Below are 20,426 nucleotides of genomic sequence, written 5' to 3' on the forward strand. Positions count from 1 at the left end.
GCGACGTCGCCGCTAGGCCGAGCGCGGTCAACTTTAAGGCGATTATGCCCCACATGTCCTTGAGAAATGGGGCGCTCGCTGCTAACCCGGGCGAGAACAAGGCGCAGACTCCATGGCTCAGACTTCCTTTCCCGCCCAGTCGACGACGGAAAGCCTGAAGGTCGGGGCCGACACCTATTCGAGCGCGATCGCCGACGCGCAGAACTACATGAACTGGGTGATCGACCAGTTCCGCCCCTACCTGAAGGGTGCGATCGTCGAGGTCGGTTTCGGGCATGGGCTCTACAGCAGAGTGCTCGGAGAGCTCGGCGCGTATTGCGGCGTGGACCACGACCGCGAAAGCGTCGAACGCGCCACCAAGGCGATGCCCGATCGCAACTTCGCCGTCTGCGACATTCTGGTCCGCGATCAGCTGAGTTCCCTGTTTCCCCAAGGCGTCGATGCGGTCTTCACCATCAATGTGCTCGAGCACATCGAGGATGACGCCACCGCAATTGCCAATCTGGTGCAGGTGCTCAAGCCCGGAGGCCATCTCCTGATCAGCGTTCCCGCCCTGATGCTGCTCTACAACGATCTCGATCGCCTGGCAGGACACTGCCGCCGCTACACCACGACCCGCCTCGCCAAGCTGCTCGCCGATCAACCGGTCGAACTGGTCCGGCTGAACTACTTCAATCCGATCGGCGGACTTGGGTGGCTTGCCAATCGCCTGAAGCGGCATCAGTCGCTGAACGATGCCGCCGTCAACGGGCAGATCGCCCTGTTCGACAAATATGCCGTGCCGCTGTCGCGGGCGCTCGATCCGCTCTCGCGAAGCTTCTTCGGGCAATCCGTCACCTGTATTGCACGCCGCTTATGATCTCAGTCGTCATTCCTGCGCTCAACGAGCGCAACGGCATCGTCGAAACCATTGATCGAGCCAAGGTGGCTCTCGACGGCGCTCAGCTCACCCCCTACGAAATCATCATCGTCGACGATGGTTCGGCCGACGGCACCGGAGAGCTTGCCGAACAGGCCGGTGCAAAGGTGCTCAGGCATCCCCACAACATCGGCTATGGCCGTTCGCTGAAGGATGGAATTCGCGCCGCATCCTACGACACGATCGTCATCAGCGATGCGGATGGCTCTTACCCGATGGAAGCGATCCCGGCCCTCGTCACGCGTTTCAACCAGGGTTTCGACATGGTCGTCGGGGCCCGGACCGGGCCCAATTACCGCGAGTCGATGCTGAAGTCGCCGTTGCGCGCCATCCTCAAGGCGATCGTCGAATTCACCGCCAACCGCGAGATCCCCGACATCAATTCCGGCTTGCGGGTGTTCGGCCGGCAGGTCGCGATCTCCTATTTCGACCATGTCAGCGACCTCTTCAGCTTCACGACGTCGCTGACGCTCGCCTACATGATGAACGCGAAGTTCGTCGACTACATCGACATCGACTACAATGAGCGCATCGGGCGCTCCAAGGTGAACCTGTTTCGCGACTCCATTCGAACCCTGCAATACGTCCTCGAGGCCTGCACCTACTACAATCCGCTCAAGATCTTCGTGCTGCTGGCGATGATGTGCATGGCGCTCGCACTGGTCTCGCTGATCGGCGGCATCATCCTCCAGCTCGTCAGCGCCTTCGTCCTCGGCGTCGGCGCGATCCTGCTCAGCATCCTCGTCGTCGCCATGGGACTGCTCGCGGTGCTGCTGAAGCAGATCATGAATCAGCGGCCATGACCTCCCGCGGCGAGGGAACGCGATGTGCGGCATAGCGGGCGTCTTTCATCGTGACGGGCGGCCCGCCGACGGCCGCGCGGTTGCGGCGATGTCGGCCGCACTGGTGCACCGCGGGCCGGACGGCGAGGGCAACTGGCTGGACGGCCCCGTCGGCCTCGCCCATCGCAGGCTCGCCATCCGCGATCTCTCCGATGCCGGGCGCCAGCCGATGCTCGATGCATCCGAGCGCATCGTCGTCACCTACAACGGAGAGATCTACAACGATCACGAGCTGCGCAGCGAGCTCGAGCGATCGTTCGGCGTCCGCTTTCGCAGCACCTGCGACACCGAGATCCTCCCTTACGCCTACCTCGCCTGGGGCGAGGCGATGTTCGAACGCCTGGAAGGATTTTTCGCGATCGGCCTGTGGGACCGGCAGGAGCGCCGCCTGATCCTGGCGCGCGACGGCATCGGGATCAAGCCGCTGTACTACTCCGAAAGCAGCAGCCGCGTCCTGTTCGCAAGCGAGATCAAGGGACTCACGGCAAGCGGTGACCTCGCCGCGCGGATCGATGCCGTGGCCCTGCATACCTATCTCGCCGCGGGCCATCCGGGAACGCGACAGAGCCTGTACCAGGACATCAAGCAGCTCCCGCCCGGCACGATGATCGGATTTACCGACCGCGAGCGGACGGAGCGGCGGTTCTGGCGGCCGGTGCGCGCGCCTGTGATCCGCGACCTCGACGAAGCCGTTGTCCGGCTGCAATCGACGATCGAGACCGTGGTGAAGAGCCAGATGGTGAGCGACGTGCCGCTCGCCGTGCTGCAGAGCGGTGGCATCGACAGTTCGCTGATCAGCCTCACGCTCGGCCGCCTCGGTTTGAAGCCGCCGCTGTTCACGGCCGGCTTCGCCGAGAAAAGCCATGATGAAACCGCGGTGGCGCAGCAGATCGCGACCGCCGCCGGCCTGTCGCTCAACGTCATCGACGGGGAAGCGGGCGAGGATGCCGAGGCGGCGCTGCGGGCGGTGGTCTATCATTTCGACGGCCAATGCGCCGACACGGGCGCGCTCGGCTTCTATCATCTGGCGGCTGCAGTCCGCCGGCATTCCACGGTGGTGCTGTCCGGCGACGGCGGCGACGAATTTTTCGCCGGATATGAAACCTATGCCGCCACCATGATGGCTGAGCGCGCACGTCACGTCGTCCCGCGCGGCCTTGCCGGCCTGACCGGGCGCCTCGCCTATGCCGCGGTGCGCGGCAACGAGAAGCGGCTTCCGGCGGCAGCGCAGCTCGCCCGCTTCGCGCTCGGGCTCGGCGAAGCCGGCAACAGCCCGCATCTGCAATGGCGGCGGCTGGTTCCCCGCTTTCTCGCCGAAAGGATCTATGACCGCGAGATGGCCGGTCTTGCATCGGCCGACCCGTTCGCGGAATACGCCGAATATTACTCGGAGCCGCATGACAATCTGCTGGATCGGGCGCTGATCGCCGACCAGCGCTTCCATCTGCAAAGCGTCCTCACCAAGGTCGATGCCATGAGCATGGCGCACGGTCTGGAAGTGCGCGTGCCGATCCTCGACCGACGGGTCATGGACCTCGCCGGCAGCCTCGACGTCTCGCTGCTCAATCCCTGGCCCAGGGGCGCGCCGAAATACGTGTTGCGCAAACTCGCCGAGCGCCTGGGCATGCCGGGTGAGGCCGCATGGTCGCGCAAGCGCGGCTTCAACGTGCCGATCGCACAACTGATGCGACGCGGCGGGCTGCGGCCGATCTGCGACCGGGTGCTCGGCCGCGAGGCTGATGTTTTTGCGCCCTTCCTGAAACCGGAGGCAATCCGGCTGCTGTGGAATGCGCATCGCGAGGCGACGAGCGACAATGCGTTCGCGCTGTGGCCGATCCTGACGCTGGGCATCTGGTTGACGGGCCTTGCCGCCCCCTCGCCGCGCCGAGCGTAGGGAGCGAACGCATGCCGGACCTGAAGGACCAGACGATCAACGATTTCGGCGAGCAATGGACCGCGTTCCGCGAAAACCCCGGCTATTACGGCTCGGCGGACCTGCTTGCCGATCTGTTCGGTCCGTTGCTGTCCCTCGACGAGGTCAAGGGCAAGCGGATCGCCGATATCGGGAGCGGCACGGGGCGCATCGTCAACATGCTGCTCGATGCCGGGGCGGATCGTGTCGTCGCGGTCGAACCCTCCGATGCCATGCTGGTCCTGAAGGACAACACGCTGGCACGCGCGGAGCGCATCGACTATCTGCAGGCGCCCGGCGACCAATTGCCGCCGGATCTCGGGCTCGACTATGTGGTTTCGATGGGTGTGCTGCATCACATCCCCGAACCGGCGCCGGTGGTTCGCGCGGCCTACGATGCGTTGCGCCCCGGCGGACGCTGTATCGTCTGGCTCTATGGCTACGAGGGCAACGAGACCTATCTGTCGCTCGCGATCCCGCTGCGCAAGCTCACCGTCCTGCTGCCGCACCGGCTGCTGGTGGTGCTGTCGCATGGTCTGGAATGGGTGCTGACGGCCTATATCGGGCTGTGCCGCATATTGCCGCTACCGATGCGGTCCTACATGCGTTCGGTGCTGGCGAAGTTTCCGCGCAGCGTTCGCCGCTTGACCATCTACGACCAGCTCAATCCCGCCTACGCGAAATACTACACGCGCGCGGAGGCTGAGGCGCTGCTGTCGGATGGCGGATTCGGGGATGTCAGGCTCTACCACCGCCACGGCTATAGCTGGACCGTGTCCGGCACCCGGCCCGCTTGACCGGCGTCGAGCAGCAGCACCCAGAACAACATCAGCGCGCTGAAGAGCAGGATGAAGCTGCCCTCGAGGGACGTCCCCACGACGGAGATCAACGAGGGCATCAGGAGACCGACGATGAGAGCGGCGGCGAGCGCCGCGGCCGAAAGATCGACCAGCAGGATCGCGGCATAGAGCGCGAGCTCGAAGAAGGCATATTCCTTGAGACGCGGCGAGCTGAGATAGAGTGCAAACATCGCCAGCACCGTGATGCGCATCGCCACGCGGGGGTGATCCATCAGCCAGCGATCCAGCCGCACAGGCAGCGAACCTCCTCCATGCGCCGGCCGGTTTCCGATCAAGCGCAGGATGCACAGGGCGAACGGCCCGAGCACCAGTGCAGTCGCGGCGACTGCATAGGCTGCGAAGATCGCCGGCTTGCTATCGATCAGGCCCACATGGCCCATCAGATCCCGCGCCAACAGCAGCAGTGACGGATTGCTCTCGAACAGCTCGACGAGGTGCTGGTCAGGAATCTTTCCGGCCATCGCAAGCTGCCAGCTCGCGAACAGATCGGGGTAGGCCAGCCACGATATCAGGATCGGCAAGGCGAAGCTGAACGCCGCCATCGCGATCAGCGTCAGCTTGCGGCCGCGCGGCAGCGGCAGGAAGTACAGCGCGGCCAGCACGGGAAAGAACACCAGCTTGAACGACATCACGAGGCCGAGTAGCCCGGCGCCGGCGAGGCGCGACGGAAAGCTGCGGTCCTCCGCCGCTCCGGATGCGGGCAGAGAAAGCAGGAGCGTCAGCGCGATCGCGGTCAGCACGCCGCTCAGGATCGCGAAATTGCCCGACGCCTGCACCCATTCGAAACCGACGAAGGCGCCGAGCGCGCAGAGCACCCTGAGCCCGACCTCGCGAGCGCTCGTTCGCGTTCGGCCAGGCCCCTGAAAACCTGGCAAGAGGAGGCCGCAGAGGACGGCAAGGACGGGAAAGATAGCTCTGTAATGAGCGACCAGAATGCCGCCCGCGCAGAGGGGTCGGAAGGCCTCCAGCGTCACCGGCAGATAGGGGTAAGAGAGCTTGGTGCCCTTCAGGTTCTTGACGAAGTAGGGATCGAGCCCGGCGGCATAGGCATCCACCGCCGCACAATTGACGCGGGTGTCCCAGCCGTATCTCACATCAAGCGTGGCGTCGTTGGCGAGATTGCCCAACACCAGGAGCGCGGTCAGTGCAATCAGGCAGCCTAGCCAGATGTTTCGCCTCGAAGCCATGTCGGCCGAGGGCTCCAACCATCGTGCTGTCCCGGTGACATCAGACACAATCGGATACCTTGCCTGGCCTGCTTCTCAAGGGCGCCAGCGCGGCGCCTCATCAATCGGCCGCCACAGTGGACAGCAGGTGTTTCCGTTTCACCCCGCCGGACCGACCTGCCCCCGCCGGACGCCGATCTTTAGGGATGGATGGTGAATCACTGGTTTCCGGATCAGGGCAGAATCCGAGGTCGTCGCGCGGTCTCCTCACCAATTCTTGTTCGCCTCTCCTCCGCCTGCCAGCCATCCCGAAACAAGGGTTGTGCAACGCAGCATGAGCGGTGGATAAAGTCGCTCAATTTCAGAGGTGAGCTTCTTGTCTGACGTCAATGCCGACGATTGGGTGTCTTCGGGACACCGCCCGATGAGATTCCCGGAATTCGTCATTGTCATCGCGTCCATCATGGCGCTGAACCCGCTTGCGATGGACATGATGCTGCCGGCACTGCCCAATATCGGGGCAGCCTTCAAGATTCCCGTCGCCAACCATCTCCAGCTGGTGCTGTCGACCTTCCTGATCGGCTTCGGCGCAGGCCAGTTCATCATGGGTCCGCTGTCAGACCGGTTCGGACGACGCCCCGTTCTGCTCGGCGGAATGACGGTCTATGCCATCGCGAGCGTGCTGGCGATCGCCGCGCCGTCGTTCGAAACATTGTTGCTGGCGCGCGCGCTGCAGGGATTTGGCACCGCGGCGACACGCGTGATCGCGACCTCGATCGTGCGCGATTGCTATGTCGGCCGCAGGATGGCGAGCGTGATGTCGCTTGCGATGATGGTGTTCATCGCCGTGCCCGTGGTTGCGCCGTCGTTCGGACAGGCGGTGCTGCTGGTGTCGCAATGGCGGGGCATCTTCGTCGTGCTGGCGCTGTATGGCCTGCTCGCCCTCGCCTGGAGCGTGCTGCGTCTGCCGGAGACTCTGCCCGAGTCCGAACGCAGGTCGCTTGCTCCTGCCGATATACTTTCCGCCTTCCGACAGACCCTGACCAACCGGCAGACCATCGGCTACGCGATGGCCGCAGGCAGCGTCATGGGGGCGCTGTTCGCCTATGTGTTCTCGGCACAGCAGGTCTTCACCGGCATCTACCACCTCGGCCATTATTTCCCTCTCGCCTTCGCCGCGATCGCGACTGGCGTCGCCATTGCCGGTTTCCTCAATGCGCGACTTGTCGGTCGGCTGGGCATGCGTGTGATCTCCCACGGCGCGCTGACGCTTTATGCCGTCGTGGCCTCGATCCTCCTCATCACGGAAAGCCTGAACATGCTGCCGCTGGCCCTGTTCATGGCGCTGTCAGCGCTGATGATGTTCTCGTTCGGCATGATGGTTGCGAACTTCACCGCGCTTGCGATGGAGCCGCAGGGCCACATCGCCGGCACGGCCTCGTCGCTCTACGGCTCGATCACGACGCTGATCGGCATAGCGATCGGCATGGCGATTGGACAAAGCTTTGACGGCACGCTGATGCCGTTCTCGGTTGGCTTCTTCCTGTCGACGCTCGCCGCGCTCGCGATCGTGCTGGTGGTTGAGAAGGGCCGGCTGTTCAAGCCGCATCATCATCCCACCGCTTGAGGAACTTCCCGATCGCCTCGATGTTGTCCTGCAGCATTTTGAAAGGCGCTGCGATGGAACTGGAACCCCGCGAAGACCACGGCCACGTCGAGCCGAAAACGACGGAACGTTCCGAGCCGGGCACCGGACGGTTCGCGTTCACGACGCCTTTTGCGAGCGAAGGGCTAGAGCAGGTGCGCGACAGCCACTGCTGAGAGGGACCCTACTCGGTCGCTCGCCGGCTGGCACTGAAATCATCCGCAGCGCTCTCGGCTATCATCCGCATTCCCCGAGGCCCCATCATCAGCCCGAGGCCCCATCATCAGAGCGACCGCCTCACGCGTTAGACCGGGCCGCCCCCGAAATGTCCGGTCTGCGAGGCCCCCCACTCCGTCCATCGGTTGCAAGATTCCTGGTTGCGGAAACACAGTGCGGCCCAGCCACGGTCGAGCGGTGTCCCGGCCGGCAAGCCCAGCGTCGGCTCGTATTCGAAGGGCGCCGCCTTGTGCGGATGGTCCGGGCTGTAGAACGCGGTGGCGAAGGCCAGCGAACCATCACCACTCACCGCGCTCAGCGGCACGCCGGTCACCTCGCGCCACTCGCGCGTCAATTCGCCGGCGGCATGGGCGTAGAGATTCCGTCCTTCCACGTAACCGTGATCGTTGCGGTAGACGGCATGGATCGGGCGACGATCAGGATGGCCGCGAGCGCGACGCCGGCCACGATCATGGTGAGGTTGACGGTGTAGAAGCGCTCGATCGGGTAGCTTGTGCCGCAGACCACGAACGGTGAACAAGAACATTCCCTGCAACGCCCATAGCGACGGCAGATCGGTGCCCATCAGGAGCAACGTCGCCACCGGCAGCACGATCGTGCCATCGCGACATGGCAGCGGCGCCGCTGGTGACAGCGGCGCCGCGTGGCGAAGACAGCGAAGGTTGCGTGAACCCGCCGCCCCTTACTCCGACTTGTCGACGTTCCAGAACAGCGGCGTCGCCGGGCCGTCGAGCACGCCGGTCAGCGATTTGCGCCAGCCGCTCGGCGTCTGATACTGCCCGAGCGGGATATAGATCACCTGCTCATAGGCTTCCTTCTGGATGTCGGTTGCGATCTTCTTCTGCTCGTCGAGCGAGGCCGCACGGACGAAATCGTCCTTGAGCTTCTCGATCTTGGCGTCTTCCGCCCAGCCGAACCAGCCGCCCTTCTTGCCCTGGCCGCCGATCGAGAGATTGGCGATCGGGTTCGACACGTCGGGCGCGACCCAGTTGGTGAAGAACATGTTCCAGCCGCCCTCCTTCGGAGGCTTCTGGCTGGCGCGACGGCTCACTACCGTCTGCCAGTCGGTCGCCTGCAGGTCGACCTTGAAGCCGGCCTCACGCAGAAGCTGGGCGGCCACGATCGGCTGCGCCTTGAGCGTCGTGACATCGCCGGGCGCCATCACCACGACGGGGGTACCGTCATAGCCGGACTCGGCGAGCGCCTTCTTGGCTTCCGCCATGCCGTTGCCCTTGATCAGCGTCTCGGCGCCGACCTCGGTCGCAAACGGCGTATCGCAGATGAAGAACGCGCCGCAGATCTTTTGATACTTGGGATTGCCGATCAGCGCGTCGAGCACGTCCTTCTGGTTCATGGCCAGAAGCGCAGCACGCCGCACTTTCGCGTTGTCAAACGGCGGATAGAGGAAGTTCATCCGGCCGAGCGTCTGATAGCCGAACTTGTTCAGGACCTCGATCGTGAGTTCCTTGTTCGCCTCCAGCACCGGAAGCATGTCGTAGGGCAGGTTCTCCATGAAGTCGATGTCGCCCGACTGCAGCGCGTTCACCGCGGTCTGCGAGTCCGGCATGGTGATCCACTCGACGCGGTCGACCTTCGCCACCTTGCCGCCGGAGGTCCAGCTTGCCGGCTCCTTGCGCGGCACGTAGTCGGTGTTCTTGACGTAGACCGCCTTCACGCCGGGCTGGAATTCCGAGGCCACGAACTTGAAGGGGCCCGAGCCGATCTGCTCGGGGATCTGCTTGTCCGGCGGCGTCTCGGCGAGACGCTTCGGCATCATGAAGGCGACGCGCGAGGACGGCTTGCCGATGGAGTCGAGCACGAGGCCGTAGGGCTCCTTCAGCTTCAGCGTGATGGTCTTGGCGTCGGTCGCCTCGATGCTCGCGGTGAAGTCCATGAGCTTCTGGCCCATGCCGTCGACCGCGGCCCAGCGCTTCAGCGAGGCAACGCAGTCTTCCGCCGTTACCGGCGCACCGTCATGCCACTTCAGGCCGTCGCGCAGGGTGAAGGTGTAGGTGAGCTTGTCGTCGGAGATCTTCCAGTCCGCCATCTGCGGCTGGATCTTGAAGTTCGAATCGGGAGCCACCAGCGTGTCGTAGATCATGTAGCCATGGTCACGCGTGATGTAGGCCGTGGTGAAGATCGGATCGATGATGCGCAGATCGGAATGCATCACCGCCGTAATGGTCTTGCCGGCCGCAAGCACAGGCGAGGCGAACGCCGTCGAAAGCGCGACGACAGACAGCGCGAGTTTGGAGGCGAACGCGCGAGACCCCCGGCGCATGAAGTGCAACATAAAAAGTTTCTCCTGACGTGAAACTGTTCAAAGGCGGGCTATTGATTGAGCATGTGGTTCGTTCTTTGGGCGAACTAACCTCATGCAATGCCTTTATCTTTCGAGACTTGCAGACCGTGCCGAGCGCGTCAATCCGGTTTCGCTGCAAGCCCAGGCGGCACGCGCACAGGCTCCACAAAGATCGGTTTGGCTCTACAACACTCTCCACTCGTCCCGACCGTGGCAATGCAATGCGCGTTCCATCTTCCGAAGCTTGAGAGACATTGAGATGAATCCAGCCAATCTTCCTTTCGATTCCGAAGCCATGCTCGAAGGTCTGCGCACCTGGGTCGAATGCGAAAGCCCGACCTGGGACGCCGGGGCCGTGAATCGCATGCTCGATATCGCGGCGCGGGATATGGCCATCATGGGTGCGACGATCGAACGCATCGCGGGCCGGCAGGGCTTTGGCGGCGTGATCCGCGCGCGCTTTCCGCATCCCAAGCAGGGCGAGCCCGGCATCCTGATCGCCGGACACATGGATACCGTCCATCCGGTCGGCACCATCGAGAAGCTGAAATGGCGGCGCGAGGGCAACAAGTGCTATGGCCCCGGCATTTACGACATGAAGGGCGGCAATTACCTCTCGCTGGAAGCGATCCGGCAACTGGCGCGCGCATCCTTCACCACGCCGCTGCCGATCACGGTGCTGTTCACGCCGGACGAGGAAGTCGGCACGCCCTCGACACGCGACATCATCGAAGCCGAGGCCGCGCGCAACAAATACGTGCTGGTGCCGGAGCCCGGCCGCGCCGACAACGGCGTCACCACCGGACGTTACGCCATCGCACGCTTCAATCTCGAGGCGACGGGCCGGCCGAGCCACGCCGGCGCGACGTTGTCGGCGGGACGCTCGGCGATCCGCGAGATGGCGCGGCAGATTCTCGCCATCGACGCCATGACGACGGAGGACTGCACCTTCTCGGTCGGCGTCGTGCATGGCGGGCAATGGGTCAATTGCGTTGCCACGACCGCCACCGGCGAAGCGCTCTCCATGGCCAAGCGGCAGGCCGATCTCGACCGCGGCGTCGAGCGGATGCTGGCACTGTCGGGCACGGCCAACGACGTTGCCTTCAAGGTGACGCGCGGGGTGACGCGTCCGGTGTGGGAGCCGGATGCCGGCACGATGGCGCTGTATGAGAAGGCGCGCGGCATCGCCAAATCGCTCGGCGCCGAACTGCCGCATGCGAGCTCCGGCGGCGGCTCCGACGGCAATTTCACCGGTGCGATGGGCATCCCGACGCTGGACGGCCTGGGCGTGCGTGGAGCCAATGGCCACACGCTGGAAGAGTATATCGAGGTCGAGAGCCTGGTCGAACGCGGCCGCTTGATGGCGGGACTGCTTGCGACGCTGGACTGACATCCGGGAAGACCGCCGTCATGGCCGGGCTTGACCCGGCCATCCACGGCCTTTTGCCACCAAACGCGAAGAAAGACGTGGATGCCCGGGTCAAGCCGGGCAAGACGACCCTCGGGTCCCGGCCCCCTGATGGCACGGGAATTGCTGAAATGTTAGGCTGGTGGCAGAACAGACCACCGCGGCTGCCGCCGATTTGCCTCTAATCAGACGGATTCAACTTGCTCGGATATCTCCTTCGCCGAATCTTCGCCGCTGTGCCCGTGATGGGCGTCGTCGCGCTGTTCGTCTTCCTCCTTCTTCGCCTCACCCCCGGCGATCCCGCGGCGATCCTCGCCGGCGACAACGCCACCCCGGAGCGGCTGGAGCGCATCCGAACCTCGCTCGGCCTCAACGAGCCTCTGATCGTGCAGTTCATCACCTGGGTGAACAAGCTGCTGCACGGCGATCTCGGGACCTCGCTGATCTCCAACCTGCCCGTCATGAAGATGATCGGCCAGCGCGTCGAGCCCTCGATCTCGATCGCGCTGTGCACCATCATCCTTGCCGTGATCGTGGCAGTGCCCCTGGGCGTGATTGCGGCATGGAAGCACGGGACCTGGATCGATCGCTTCGTGATGGGGCTTTCCGTGCTCGGCTTTTCGGTGCCGGTGTTCGTGGTCGGCTATGTCCTGATCGAGGTGTTCGCGCTCGAGCTGCGCTGGGTGCCGGTGCAGGGCTTCAAGAGCATCAGCGCAGGCTTCGGCGCGTTCTTCGAACGCATGATCCTGCCGACCTGTGCCCTCTCCTTCATCTACATTGCCCTGATCGCGCGCATGACGCGCGCGGCCATGCTGGACGTGCTCGGCGAGGACTACGTCCGTACCGCACGCGCCAAGGGCATCAACGAGGTCGCGGTGATGATGCGGCATGCGCTGCGCAACGCCGCCGTACCTGTCATCACCGTGATCGGCACCGGTTTTGCGCTCCTGATCTCGGGCGTCGTCGTCACGGAGAGCGTCTTCAACATCCCCGGCATCGGGCGTCTCACCGTGGATGCGGTGCTGGCGCGCGACTATCCGGTGATCCAGGCGATGATCCTGCTGACATCCCTGATCTATGTCGTCGTCAATCTTCTCATCGACGTCGCCTACACCCTGCTTGATCCCCGGATCCGGTACTGAGGCAAGGATTTAAGGACAAACATGTCGGTCGATACCCTTCCCCAGTCGTCCATTCCGATCACGTCGCCGCTGCGGCCGCGCTTCGGATTCCTGACCTCGACGCCGATCATCGCCGCGGCGACGATCCTGCTCACGCTGATCGTGCTGATCTCGATCCTCGCGCCGCTGATCGCGCCGCATGATCCGATCCAGCTCGCGCCGTCGCAGCGATTGAAGCCGGCGTCCGCGCAGTTCCTGCTCGGCACCGACGCCTATGGCCGTGACCTGGCTTCGCGCGTCCTCTATGGCGGCCGCATCTCGCTGCTGATCGGCATCGGCTCGGCGATCCTCTCGATCGTCATCGGGCTCGCGATCGGCCTCGTCTCCGGCTTCTTCAAGCTGGTCGACGCGGTGCTGATGCGGGTCATGGACGGCTTGATGGCGATGCCGAGCATCCTGCTCGCAATCGCCGTGGTCTCGCTGTCCGGTGCCAGTATCTGGACCGTGCTGATCGCCATCACCATTCCCGAGATTCCGCGCGTGGCCCGCCTGGTGCGCTCGGTGGTGCTGTCGGCGCGCGAGGAGCCCTATGTGGAAGCCGCGATCTCCGTCGGCTCGTCGCTGCCGAAGATCATGTGGCGCCATTTGGTGCCAAACACCATCGCGCCGCTGATCGTCCAGGGCACCTATGTCTGCGCCAGCGCCATCCTCACCGAGGCGATCCTCTCGTTCCTCGGCGCCGGCATCTCGCCGGAAACGCCGACCTGGGGCAACATCATGGCCGAGGGCCGCCAGTACTTCCAGATCAAGCCGTCGCTGATCTTCTGGCCGGGCCTTTTGCTCTCGATCGCCATCCTCAGCATCAACCTGATCGGCGATGCCGCCCGCGACGCCCTCGATCCGCGCATGAAGCAGCGGGAAGGCAAGTGATGACCGATAAAGTGATTACCAACACAATCCTCGACATCAACAACCTCGTGGTCTCCGTCGGCAAGAAGCCGGGCGGGCCAAAGATCATCGACGGCATCTCGATCCAGGTCCGCGAGCGCGAAACGCTGTGCCTCGTCGGCGAAAGCGGCTCGGGCAAGTCGGTGACCTCGCTCACCACGATGGGTCTCCTGCCGAAGGGTACGCTGGTGCCGACCGCCGGCAGCGTCAAGCTGGTCGGCGAGGAGATCCTCACCGCGACCGACCGCCGCCTGCGCCAGCTCCGCGCCACGCAGATGGCGATGATCTTCCAGGAGCCGATGACCGCGCTCAATCCGGTGGTGCCGGTCGGCCGCCAGATCGACGAGGTGCTGCGCGCGCACACCAGTCTCGACGCCAGGGCGCGCAAGAAGCGCATTCTCGACATGATGGACCAGGTGCGCCTGCCCCAGGTCGAGCGCATCTTCGCCTCCTATCCGCACCGCCTCTCCGGCGGCCAGCGCCAGCGCATCATGATCGCGATGGCGCTGGTGCTCGAGCCGAAGCTCCTCATTGCGGACGAGCCGACCACCGCGCTCGACGTCACCACGCAGAAGCAGATCCTGACCCTGATCCGCGACCTCCAGCGCGATCACGGCACCGCCGTGCTGTTCATCACCCACGACATGGGCGTGGTGGCCGAGATCGCCGACCGCGTCGCGGTGATGCGGCAGGGCCGGCTGGTCGAGACCGGCCCGCTCGAGGCCGTGCTGCGCAATCCGACCATGGAATACACCCGCAATCTGCTCGCGGCGGTGCCGAGCCTGGTGCCGCGGGCACCGCGCGAGGAGAGCCGCGAGCCGGTGGTGCTGGAGGCCAACGAGCTCAGCAAGGTCTACAAGGAGCGCGCATTCTTCGGCAAAGGCCGCGAGGTCGTCGCCGCCGACAAGGTGACGCTGACCTTGCGCAAGGGCCGCACGCTCGGCATCGTCGGCGAAAGCGGCTCCGGCAAGTCGACGGTGGCGCGCTGCATCGTCCGCCTGATCGATCCGACCTCCGGCGGCGTACGGCTCGCCGGCCGCGAGATCGCCGACATCTCGCGTCGCCTGCTGCAGCCGCACCGGCAGAAGATCCAGATCGTGTTCCAGGATCCCTACCGCTCGCTCAACCCGCGCGTGACCGTCGGTGAGAGCATCGCCGAGGGCCCGATCAATTACGGCGTCGCGCACGCAGACGCGATCAAACGCGCCCGCGAGCTGCTCGAGCTGGTCGGCCTGCCGGCCGACGCCGTGTCGCGCTATCCGCACCAGTTCTCCGGCGGCCAGCGCCAGCGCATCGCGATCGCCCGTGCGCTCGCGCTCGATCCCGACGTGCTGGTCGCGGACGAAGCGGTCTCGGCGCTCGACGTCTCGGTGCAGGCACAGGTACTGGACCTCCTGGACGAGATCCAGAATCGGCTCGGCATCGCGATCCTGTTCATCACCCACGATTTGCGCGTCGCAGCGCAGATCTGCGACGAGGTCGTGGTGATGCAGCACGGCCGCGTCGTCGAGCAGGGCCCCGCCGCCGAGGTGCTGACGCATCCGAAAGAGGATTATACAAGGGCTCTGCTGGAAGCGGCACCGGGCCGTGGTTGGGATTTCGCGAACTTTCGGCCGGTGTCGGAAGGTGTGGCGGCGAGCGCCTAAATCTCTCAGTCGTTATTCCGGGGCATCGCGAAGCGATGAGCCCGGAATGCACCGAACTACAGAGTTTGCTGCACCTGGATTCTCGGGTACGCAATTGCGCACCCTAGCTCGCGCCAACTGGCGCACCCCGGAATGACGGCGGAGCAGCATTCCTAAAACGTCTTGACCCTATGCGCGGCGCGAGTGCGTCCCGCCTTGCTCTCTCCGCAAGGCCAAGGCTAACGTCCCCCCTCTTTGCTCACCGGACCAGAATTGATGACACGCATCGCCGTCGGCGGCTTCCTGCACGAGACCAACACCTTCGCTCCCACCAAGGCGACCTTCGCCGACTTCCAGCATGGCGGCGGCTGGCCGGCGATGACGGAAGGCGCGGACGTCCTGAAGGTGATGCGCCGCATCAATGTCGGCCTTGCCGGCTTCGTCGACAGCGCAGAGGCCAATGGCTGGGAACTCGTTCCGACGATCGCCTGCGGTGCAAGCCCTTCGGCGCACGTCACCAGGGATGCCTTCGAGCGCATCGTCAAGGTGATGGTCGATGGCATCGCGGCCGCCGGCCCGCTCGATGCGGTCTATCTCGACCTGCACGGCGCCATGGTGACCGAGCATCTCGACGACGGCGAAGGCGAGATCCTGGCGCGCGTACGCCGCGTCATCGGCAAGGACGTTCCGCTGGTCACCAGCCTCGACCTCCACGCCAACGTCACGCCCGGGATGATGGAACATGCCGACGCGCTGATCGCCTATCGCACGTATCCCCATGTCGACATGGCCGAGACCGGCCGCGCCTCGGCGCGGCATCTCGCGCTGCTGCTGAAGTCCAAGCAGCGCTTTGCCAAGGCGTTCCGGCAATTGCCGTTCCTGATCCCGATCAGCTGGCAATGCACCAACGACCAGCCGACCAAAGGCATCTATGAAAAGCTCGCCGCGCTGGAAAGCGATGCGGTTCCGACGCTGTCTTTCGCACCGGGCTTCCCTGCCGCCGATTTCCGCGACTGCGGCCCGAGCGTGTTCGCCTATGGCAAGACGCAAGACGACGCCGACCGCGCGGCGGATGCGATCGTCAAGCTGATCGAAAGCCACGAGGACGATTTCGACGGCAAGATCTGGTCGCCCGACGACGGCGTGCGGTACGCCATGGAACTTGCGAAGAGCGCGAGCAAGCCGATCATCATCGCCGACACCCAGGACAATCCCGGTGCCGGCGGCGATTCCGACACCACGGGCATGCTGCGCGCGCTGGTGCGCAACAAGGCCAGCGCCGCGACCGGCGCGATCTACGATCCGGTCTCGGCCAAGGCCGCGCATGACGCCGGCGTCGGTGCCACCGTGACGCTGTCGCTCGGCGGCAAGTCCGGCATTCCCGGCGACGAGCCCTATACCGAGACCTTCGTGGTCGAAAACCTCTCCGACGGCCGCTTCATCGCGGGCGGCCCGTACTATGGCGGCCGCGAGATGGAGATGGGGCCCTCGGCCTGCCTTCGCATCGGCGACGTCCGCGTCGTCGTCTCCTCGCACAAGGCGCAGCTCGCCGACCAGGCGATGTACCGCTATGTCGGCATCGAGCCGACCGAGCAGAAGATTCTGGTCAACAAGAGCTCGGTGCATTTCCGCGCCGATTTCGAGCCGATCGCTGCGAGCCTGATGATCTGCGCCGCGCCCGGCGCGATGCCGGCCGACACCGCCACCCTGCCCTGGACGAAGCTGCGCCCGGGCATCCGCATCAAGCCGAACGGCTCCGTTTTCACGCCTCCCTCCCGCTAACTGGACAGAACCCATGCCCACGATCGACCGCATCGACGGCTACGCCGACGAGCTCACCGCCATCCGGCGCGACCTGCACGCACATCCCGAGATCGGCTTCGAAGAAGTGCGCACCTCCGGCATCGTCGCCGACAAGCTGAAGAGCTGGGGCATCGAGGTGCATCGCGGCCTCGGCGGCACCGGCGTGATCGGAATCATCAAGGGCAAGGGTTCGGGCGGCAAGCGGATTGGCCTGCGTGCCGACATGGACGCGCTGCCGATGGAAGAGAACACCAATCTGAAGTGGAGCTCGAAAATCCCCGGCCGCTTCCACGGCTGCGGTCATGACGGCCACACCACCATGCTGCTCGGCACGGCGCGCTACCTCGCCGAAACCAGAAACTTCGACGGCACCGTCCACCTCATCTTCCAGCCGGCCGAGGAAGGCCTCGGCGGCGCCCGCGCGATGATCAAGGACGGGCTGTTCGAGAAGTTTCCCTGCGACGAGCTGTACGGCCTGCACAACGCGCCCGACCTCAACCACGGCGAGATCGCGATCCTGCCCGGCCCGGCAATGGCCAGCGCCGACTTCTTCGACCTGCGCATCACCGGCTACGGCGCGCATGGCGCGATGCCCGAGCGCTCCAAGGACGCGGTGATCATCGCAACCACGCTGGCGCAGGCGATCCAGACCATCGTCAGCCGCAACGTCGAGCCGCTCCAGGCCGCCGTCATCTCGATCACGCAGATCCATGCCGGCTCGGCCTACAACGTCATCCCGGGCGACGCGCATCTTTGCGGCACCATCCGCACCTTCTCGAAGGAGGTCCGCACTCTGATAGCGGAACGCATCCGCACGATCTGCGCCGGCATCGCGAGTGCCTACGAATGCGTGATCGACGTCGACATCCGCGACACCTTCGACGTGCTGATCAACCAGGTCGAGCAGTCCAAGGTGGTCGAGGAGGTCGCGCGCACCATCGTCGACCCCGCCAACGTCATCACCCGCGCCCAGCCCAAGATGGGCAGCGAGGATTTTGCCGACATGCTGCAGACCATTCCCGGTGCCTATTTCTGGGTCGGCCATGACGGCTCCGTGCCCGTGCACAATCCCGGCTTCGTGCTCGACGACAAGATCCTGCCGATCGGCGCCAGCATGTTCGCCCGCATCATCGAGACCCGCATGCCGGTCGGTTCTCATGCCTAAGAAGAGCGCTGAAGAGGCGGTCACCTCGCTGCACGATCTGTCCGCGCTCGATCTGATCGCGGGCTATCGCGCCAAGCAATTCTCGCCGAGCGAGGTGCTGGAGGATTTGCTCTCGCACGTCGCTGCGTGGGAACCGCATCTGAAGGCGCTCTACGCGTTCGATCCGGACGGCGCGCGCGAGGCCGCCAAGGCCTCGACCGCGCGCTGGACCGGCGGCGAGCCGTCCGGTGCGCTCGACGGCGTACCCGTGACGGTGAAGGACAACATCGCGACCAAGGGCGTGCCGGTGCCGCTGGGTGCCGCCAGCGTCAAGCTCGTCCCGGCCGAGAAGGACGCCCCTCCCGCCGCGCGCCTGCGCGAGGCAGGCAGCATCATCTTCGCCAAGACCACCATGCCCGATTACGGCATGCTGTCATCCGGACTTTCCAGCTTCCACGCACTCGCGCACAACCCCTGGGACCTCTCCAAGAATCCCGGCGGCTCCAGCGCAGGCGCCGGCGCTGCGGCGGCGGCCGGCTATGGCCCGCTGCATCTCGGCACCGACATCGGCGGCTCGGTCCGCCTGCCCGCGGGCTGGTGCGGCCTCGTCGGCCTGAAGCCGAGCTTCGGCCGCGTGCCGATCGATCCGACCTATGTCGGCCGTGTCGCCGGCCCCATGACCCGCACGGTCGACGATTGCGCGCTGATGATGAGCGTGATCGCAAAGCCCGACCGCCGCGACGGCATGAGCCTGCCAGCCGAGCCGCTGAACTGGAAGGGCCTGGAGAAATCTCCGCGAAAACTGCGCATCGGATTGATGCTCGATCCCGGCTGCGGCCTGGCGCTGGAGAAACCAGTGCGCGAGGTCGCAGTGAAGGCGGCGAAGGCGTTCGAATCCGCAGGCAGCGTCGTCACCGAAATCGACGGCATCCTCACGCGCGAGATGCTCGATGGCCTCGATAATTTCTGGCGCGCGCGGATGTGGGATGATCTGGCCAGGCTGACGCCGGCCGAGCAGGCCAAGGTGCTGCCTTACATCTTCAAATGGGGCGAGTCCGGTGCGAAGCTCTCGGGTGTCGATGTCATCCGCGGCTTCAATCAGACCATGGCGATCCGCGCGGCGGCGGCGAAGCTGTTCTGCGAGTTCGACTACGTGATCTCGCCGACCGCGCCCAACGTGAACTATCCGGCCGACTGGGCTTCCCCCACCAACGACCCCATGAAGCCGTTCGAGCACATCGCCTATACCGTGCCGTGGAATATGTCGGAGAACCCCGCCGTCTCCGTCAACGGCGGCTTCGACGCCAAGGGTTTCCCCATCGGCGTGCAGATCGTCGGTCGCCGCTTCGACGATATCGGCGTGCTCGGCATGGCCAAGGCATTTGAGGGCCTGCGCGGAGCGCAGAAGCCCTGGCCCAAACCGCCTTCACACAAGACGCAGCACTAGCGTCACTGCACAATTCGTCATGCGCGGGCTCGACCCGCGCATCCATCCTCTTTGAAAAGATGGATTGCCGGGTCAAGCCCGGCAATGACAGAATTGGGTCAAGAATCCAGAAGGAAGGAAACCGCCATGGCGTATGAGACGATCAAATACGAGGTCGCCGAGCAGATCCTCACCATCACGCTGAACCGGCCCGACAAGCTCAACGCCTTCAACGCGCAGATGCAGGCGGAGCTGATCGACGCGTTCGACGCCGCCGACAAGGACGACAACGTCCGCGCCATCATCGTGACAGGCGCAGGCCGCGGATTTTGCGCGGGGGCCGATCTGTCGTCAGGTGCTGATACTTTCGATCGCGACGCCCGGCGCGGACCGGTGAAGCGCTTCGCCGACGGCAAGGTCGACTACAGCGATCCGCAGGTGCGCGACGGCGGCGGCCAGGTGACGTTGCGCATCTTCAAGTGCCTCAAGCCCGTTATTGCCGCGGTGAACGGCCCGGCAGTCGGCATCGGCGTCACCATGCAGCTCGCGATGGACATCCGCATCGCCTCGGATGCTGCACGGTTCGGCTTCGTGTTCTCCCAGCGCGGCATCGTGCCGGAGGCCGCATCGAGCTGGTTCTTGCCGCGTATCGTCGGCATCTCGCAGGCGCTGGAATGGTGCTATTCGGGCCGCGTCTTCCCGGCGCAGGAAGCGCTCGCCGGCCGCCTCGTCAGCAAGGTCGTCGCCCCCGATGATTTGCTGCCGACCGCCCGCGCGCTCGCCAGGGAATTCGCGGCCAAGACCGCGCCCGTGTCGGTCGCGCTGATCCGCCAGATGATGTGGCGCATGATGGGCGCCGACGATCCCATGGAAGCCCACAAGGTCGACAGCCGCGGCATCTACGCCCGGGGACGTTCCGGGGACGTCAAGGAAGGCGTGGTGTCGTTCCTGGAGAAGCGACCGGCGCAATTCAAGGACAAGGTCTCGACCGATATGCCGGACTATTTCCCGTGGTGGACGGAGCGGGAATATAAGTAGCTTCGTAGGGTGGGTTAGCCGAAGGCGTAA

Annotated in this window: 17 protein-coding genes; 14 read left to right on the forward strand and 3 right to left on the reverse strand. The window is 64.9% G+C overall.

Going from position 1 to position 20,426, the window contains the following annotated elements:
• Positions 1 to 112 precede the first annotated feature (112 nt).
• From CIT40_RS21700 to CIT40_RS21715, 4 genes are read left to right on the forward strand one after another with little or no spacing between them, the layout of a single operon-like run.
• Positions 113 to 859: a class I SAM-dependent methyltransferase gene (locus CIT40_RS21700; protein WP_094895536.1), complete on the forward strand. Its 747-nt coding sequence runs from the start codon at positions 113 to 115 to the stop codon at positions 857 to 859.
• Positions 856 to 1,722 (forward strand): glycosyltransferase family 2 protein, encoded by an 867-nt coding sequence (locus CIT40_RS21705; RefSeq protein WP_094895537.1) that lies wholly within the window; start codon positions 856 to 858, stop codon positions 1,720 to 1,722. Before CIT40_RS21700 ends, CIT40_RS21705 begins: the two co-directional genes overlap by 4 nt.
• 22 nt (positions 1,723 to 1,744) lie before the next feature.
• Entirely contained in the window at positions 1,745 to 3,655 is a 1,911-nt protein-coding gene (gene asnB / locus CIT40_RS21710; protein WP_094895538.1) for an asparagine synthase (glutamine-hydrolyzing), read from the forward strand.
• A gap of 11 nt (positions 3,656 to 3,666) precedes the next feature.
• Positions 3,667 to 4,470, forward strand: a complete 804-nt coding sequence (locus tag CIT40_RS21715; protein ID WP_094895539.1) for a class I SAM-dependent methyltransferase — start codon at positions 3,667 to 3,669, stop codon at positions 4,468 to 4,470.
• On the opposite strand, the gene CIT40_RS21720 is transcribed toward CIT40_RS21715, so the two are convergent.
• Complete coding sequence (locus CIT40_RS21720; protein ID WP_094895756.1) at positions 4,434 to 5,720, reverse strand: hypothetical protein; 1,287 nt, start codon at positions 5,718 to 5,720, stop codon at positions 4,434 to 4,436. The genes CIT40_RS21715 and CIT40_RS21720 overlap by 37 nt on opposite strands.
• A gap of 355 nt (positions 5,721 to 6,075) precedes the next feature.
• Between CIT40_RS21720 and CIT40_RS21725 the strand changes: the two genes are divergently transcribed.
• The gene (locus CIT40_RS21725; RefSeq protein ID WP_094895757.1) at positions 6,076 to 7,326 is read left to right on the forward strand and encodes a multidrug effflux MFS transporter; all 1,251 of its coding nucleotides are present in this window, start codon (positions 6,076 to 6,078) and stop codon (positions 7,324 to 7,326) included.
• Between the two features lie 53 nt (positions 7,327 to 7,379).
• Positions 7,380 to 7,520, forward strand: a complete 141-nt coding sequence (locus CIT40_RS21730; protein WP_167443369.1) for a hypothetical protein — start codon at positions 7,380 to 7,382, stop codon at positions 7,518 to 7,520.
• 128 nt (positions 7,521 to 7,648) lie between these two features.
• Here the strand turns inward: CIT40_RS21730 and CIT40_RS21735 are convergent, their stop codons facing one another.
• Positions 7,649 to 8,146 carry a hypothetical protein gene (locus CIT40_RS21735; protein WP_193550877.1) on the reverse strand — a complete coding sequence of 166 codons (498 nt, stop codon included), beginning with the start codon at positions 8,144 to 8,146 and terminating at the stop codon, positions 7,649 to 7,651.
• A gap of 117 nt (positions 8,147 to 8,263) precedes the next feature.
• Complete coding sequence (locus tag CIT40_RS21740) at positions 8,264 to 9,874, reverse strand: ABC transporter substrate-binding protein (protein WP_094895541.1); 1,611 nt, start codon at positions 9,872 to 9,874, stop codon at positions 8,264 to 8,266.
• A 268-nt stretch (positions 9,875 to 10,142) separates the two neighbouring features.
• Between CIT40_RS21740 and CIT40_RS21745 the strand changes: the two genes are divergently transcribed.
• The 8 genes from CIT40_RS21745 (at position 10,143) to CIT40_RS21780 (ending at position 20,396) form a co-directional block, all read left to right on the forward strand.
• Positions 10,143 to 11,273: a M20/M25/M40 family metallo-hydrolase gene (locus CIT40_RS21745; RefSeq protein WP_094895542.1), complete on the forward strand. Its 1,131-nt coding sequence runs from the start codon at positions 10,143 to 10,145 to the stop codon at positions 11,271 to 11,273.
• A 218-nt stretch (positions 11,274 to 11,491) separates the two neighbouring features.
• Positions 11,492 to 12,433 carry an ABC transporter permease gene (locus CIT40_RS21750; RefSeq protein WP_162307607.1) on the forward strand — a complete coding sequence of 314 codons (942 nt, stop codon included), beginning with the start codon at positions 11,492 to 11,494 and terminating at the stop codon, positions 12,431 to 12,433.
• Positions 12,434 to 12,454: 21 nt separating this feature from the next.
• On the forward strand, positions 12,455 to 13,342 hold the full coding sequence (locus tag CIT40_RS21755; protein ID WP_094895543.1) for an ABC transporter permease: 888 nt from the start codon (positions 12,455 to 12,457) through the stop codon (positions 13,340 to 13,342).
• A complete protein-coding gene (locus CIT40_RS21760) occupies positions 13,342 to 15,006 on the forward strand; it encodes an ABC transporter ATP-binding protein (protein WP_244611825.1) in 1,665 nt (554 codons plus the stop codon). The genes CIT40_RS21755 and CIT40_RS21760 overlap by 1 nt, the downstream gene beginning before the upstream one ends.
• A gap of 255 nt (positions 15,007 to 15,261) precedes the next feature.
• A complete protein-coding gene (locus CIT40_RS21765; protein ID WP_094895544.1) occupies positions 15,262 to 16,767 on the forward strand; it encodes a M81 family metallopeptidase in 1,506 nt (501 codons plus the stop codon).
• Between the two features lie 13 nt (positions 16,768 to 16,780).
• Positions 16,781 to 17,953, forward strand: a complete 1,173-nt coding sequence (locus tag CIT40_RS21770) for a M20 aminoacylase family protein (RefSeq protein WP_094895545.1) — start codon at positions 16,781 to 16,783, stop codon at positions 17,951 to 17,953.
• The gene (locus CIT40_RS21775) at positions 17,946 to 19,379 is read left to right on the forward strand and encodes an amidase (RefSeq protein ID WP_094895546.1); all 1,434 of its coding nucleotides are present in this window, start codon (positions 17,946 to 17,948) and stop codon (positions 19,377 to 19,379) included. Before CIT40_RS21770 ends, CIT40_RS21775 begins: the two co-directional genes overlap by 8 nt.
• 126 nt (positions 19,380 to 19,505) lie before the next feature.
• Positions 19,506 to 20,396: a crotonase/enoyl-CoA hydratase family protein gene (locus tag CIT40_RS21780; RefSeq protein WP_094895547.1), complete on the forward strand. Its 891-nt coding sequence runs from the start codon at positions 19,506 to 19,508 to the stop codon at positions 20,394 to 20,396.
• Positions 20,397 to 20,426: the final 30 nt, after the last annotated feature.

The sequence above is a fragment of the Bradyrhizobium amphicarpaeae genome, assembly GCF_002266435.3.
GTDB classification, from domain to species: Bacteria; Pseudomonadota; Alphaproteobacteria; order Rhizobiales; family Xanthobacteraceae; genus Bradyrhizobium; species Bradyrhizobium amphicarpaeae.

Coding starts and splice junctions, on each gene's coding strand:
- CIT40_RS21715 (WP_094895539.1), top strand. CDS start 3,667: ATGCCGGACCTGAAGGACCAGACGATCAACGATTTCGGCGAGCAATGG.
- CIT40_RS21700 (WP_094895536.1), top strand. CDS start 113: ATGGCTCAGACTTCCTTTCCCGCCCAGTCGACGACGGAAAGCCTGAAG.
- CIT40_RS21765 (WP_094895544.1), top strand. CDS start 15,262: ATGACACGCATCGCCGTCGGCGGCTTCCTGCACGAGACCAACACCTTC.
- CIT40_RS21775 (WP_094895546.1), top strand. CDS start 17,946: ATGCCTAAGAAGAGCGCTGAAGAGGCGGTCACCTCGCTGCACGATCTG.
- CIT40_RS21745 (WP_094895542.1), top strand. CDS start 10,143: ATGAATCCAGCCAATCTTCCTTTCGATTCCGAAGCCATGCTCGAAGGT.
- CIT40_RS21730 (WP_167443369.1), top strand. CDS start 7,380: ATGGAACTGGAACCCCGCGAAGACCACGGCCACGTCGAGCCGAAAACG.
- CIT40_RS21780 (WP_094895547.1), top strand. CDS start 19,506: ATGGCGTATGAGACGATCAAATACGAGGTCGCCGAGCAGATCCTCACC.
- asnB (WP_094895538.1), top strand. CDS start 1,745: ATGTGCGGCATAGCGGGCGTCTTTCATCGTGACGGGCGGCCCGCCGAC.
- CIT40_RS21740 (WP_094895541.1), bottom strand. CDS start 9,874: ATGTTGCACTTCATGCGCCGGGGGTCTCGCGCGTTCGCCTCCAAACTC.
- CIT40_RS21705 (WP_094895537.1), top strand. CDS start 856: ATGATCTCAGTCGTCATTCCTGCGCTCAACGAGCGCAACGGCATCGTC.
- CIT40_RS21755 (WP_094895543.1), top strand. CDS start 12,455: ATGTCGGTCGATACCCTTCCCCAGTCGTCCATTCCGATCACGTCGCCG.
- CIT40_RS21760 (WP_244611825.1), top strand. CDS start 13,342: ATGACCGATAAAGTGATTACCAACACAATCCTCGACATCAACAACCTC.
- CIT40_RS21735 (WP_193550877.1), bottom strand. CDS start 8,146: ATGGGCACCGATCTGCCGTCGCTATGGGCGTTGCAGGGAATGTTCTTG.
- CIT40_RS21720 (WP_094895756.1), bottom strand. CDS start 5,720: ATGGCTTCGAGGCGAAACATCTGGCTAGGCTGCCTGATTGCACTGACC.
- CIT40_RS21770 (WP_094895545.1), top strand. CDS start 16,781: ATGCCCACGATCGACCGCATCGACGGCTACGCCGACGAGCTCACCGCC.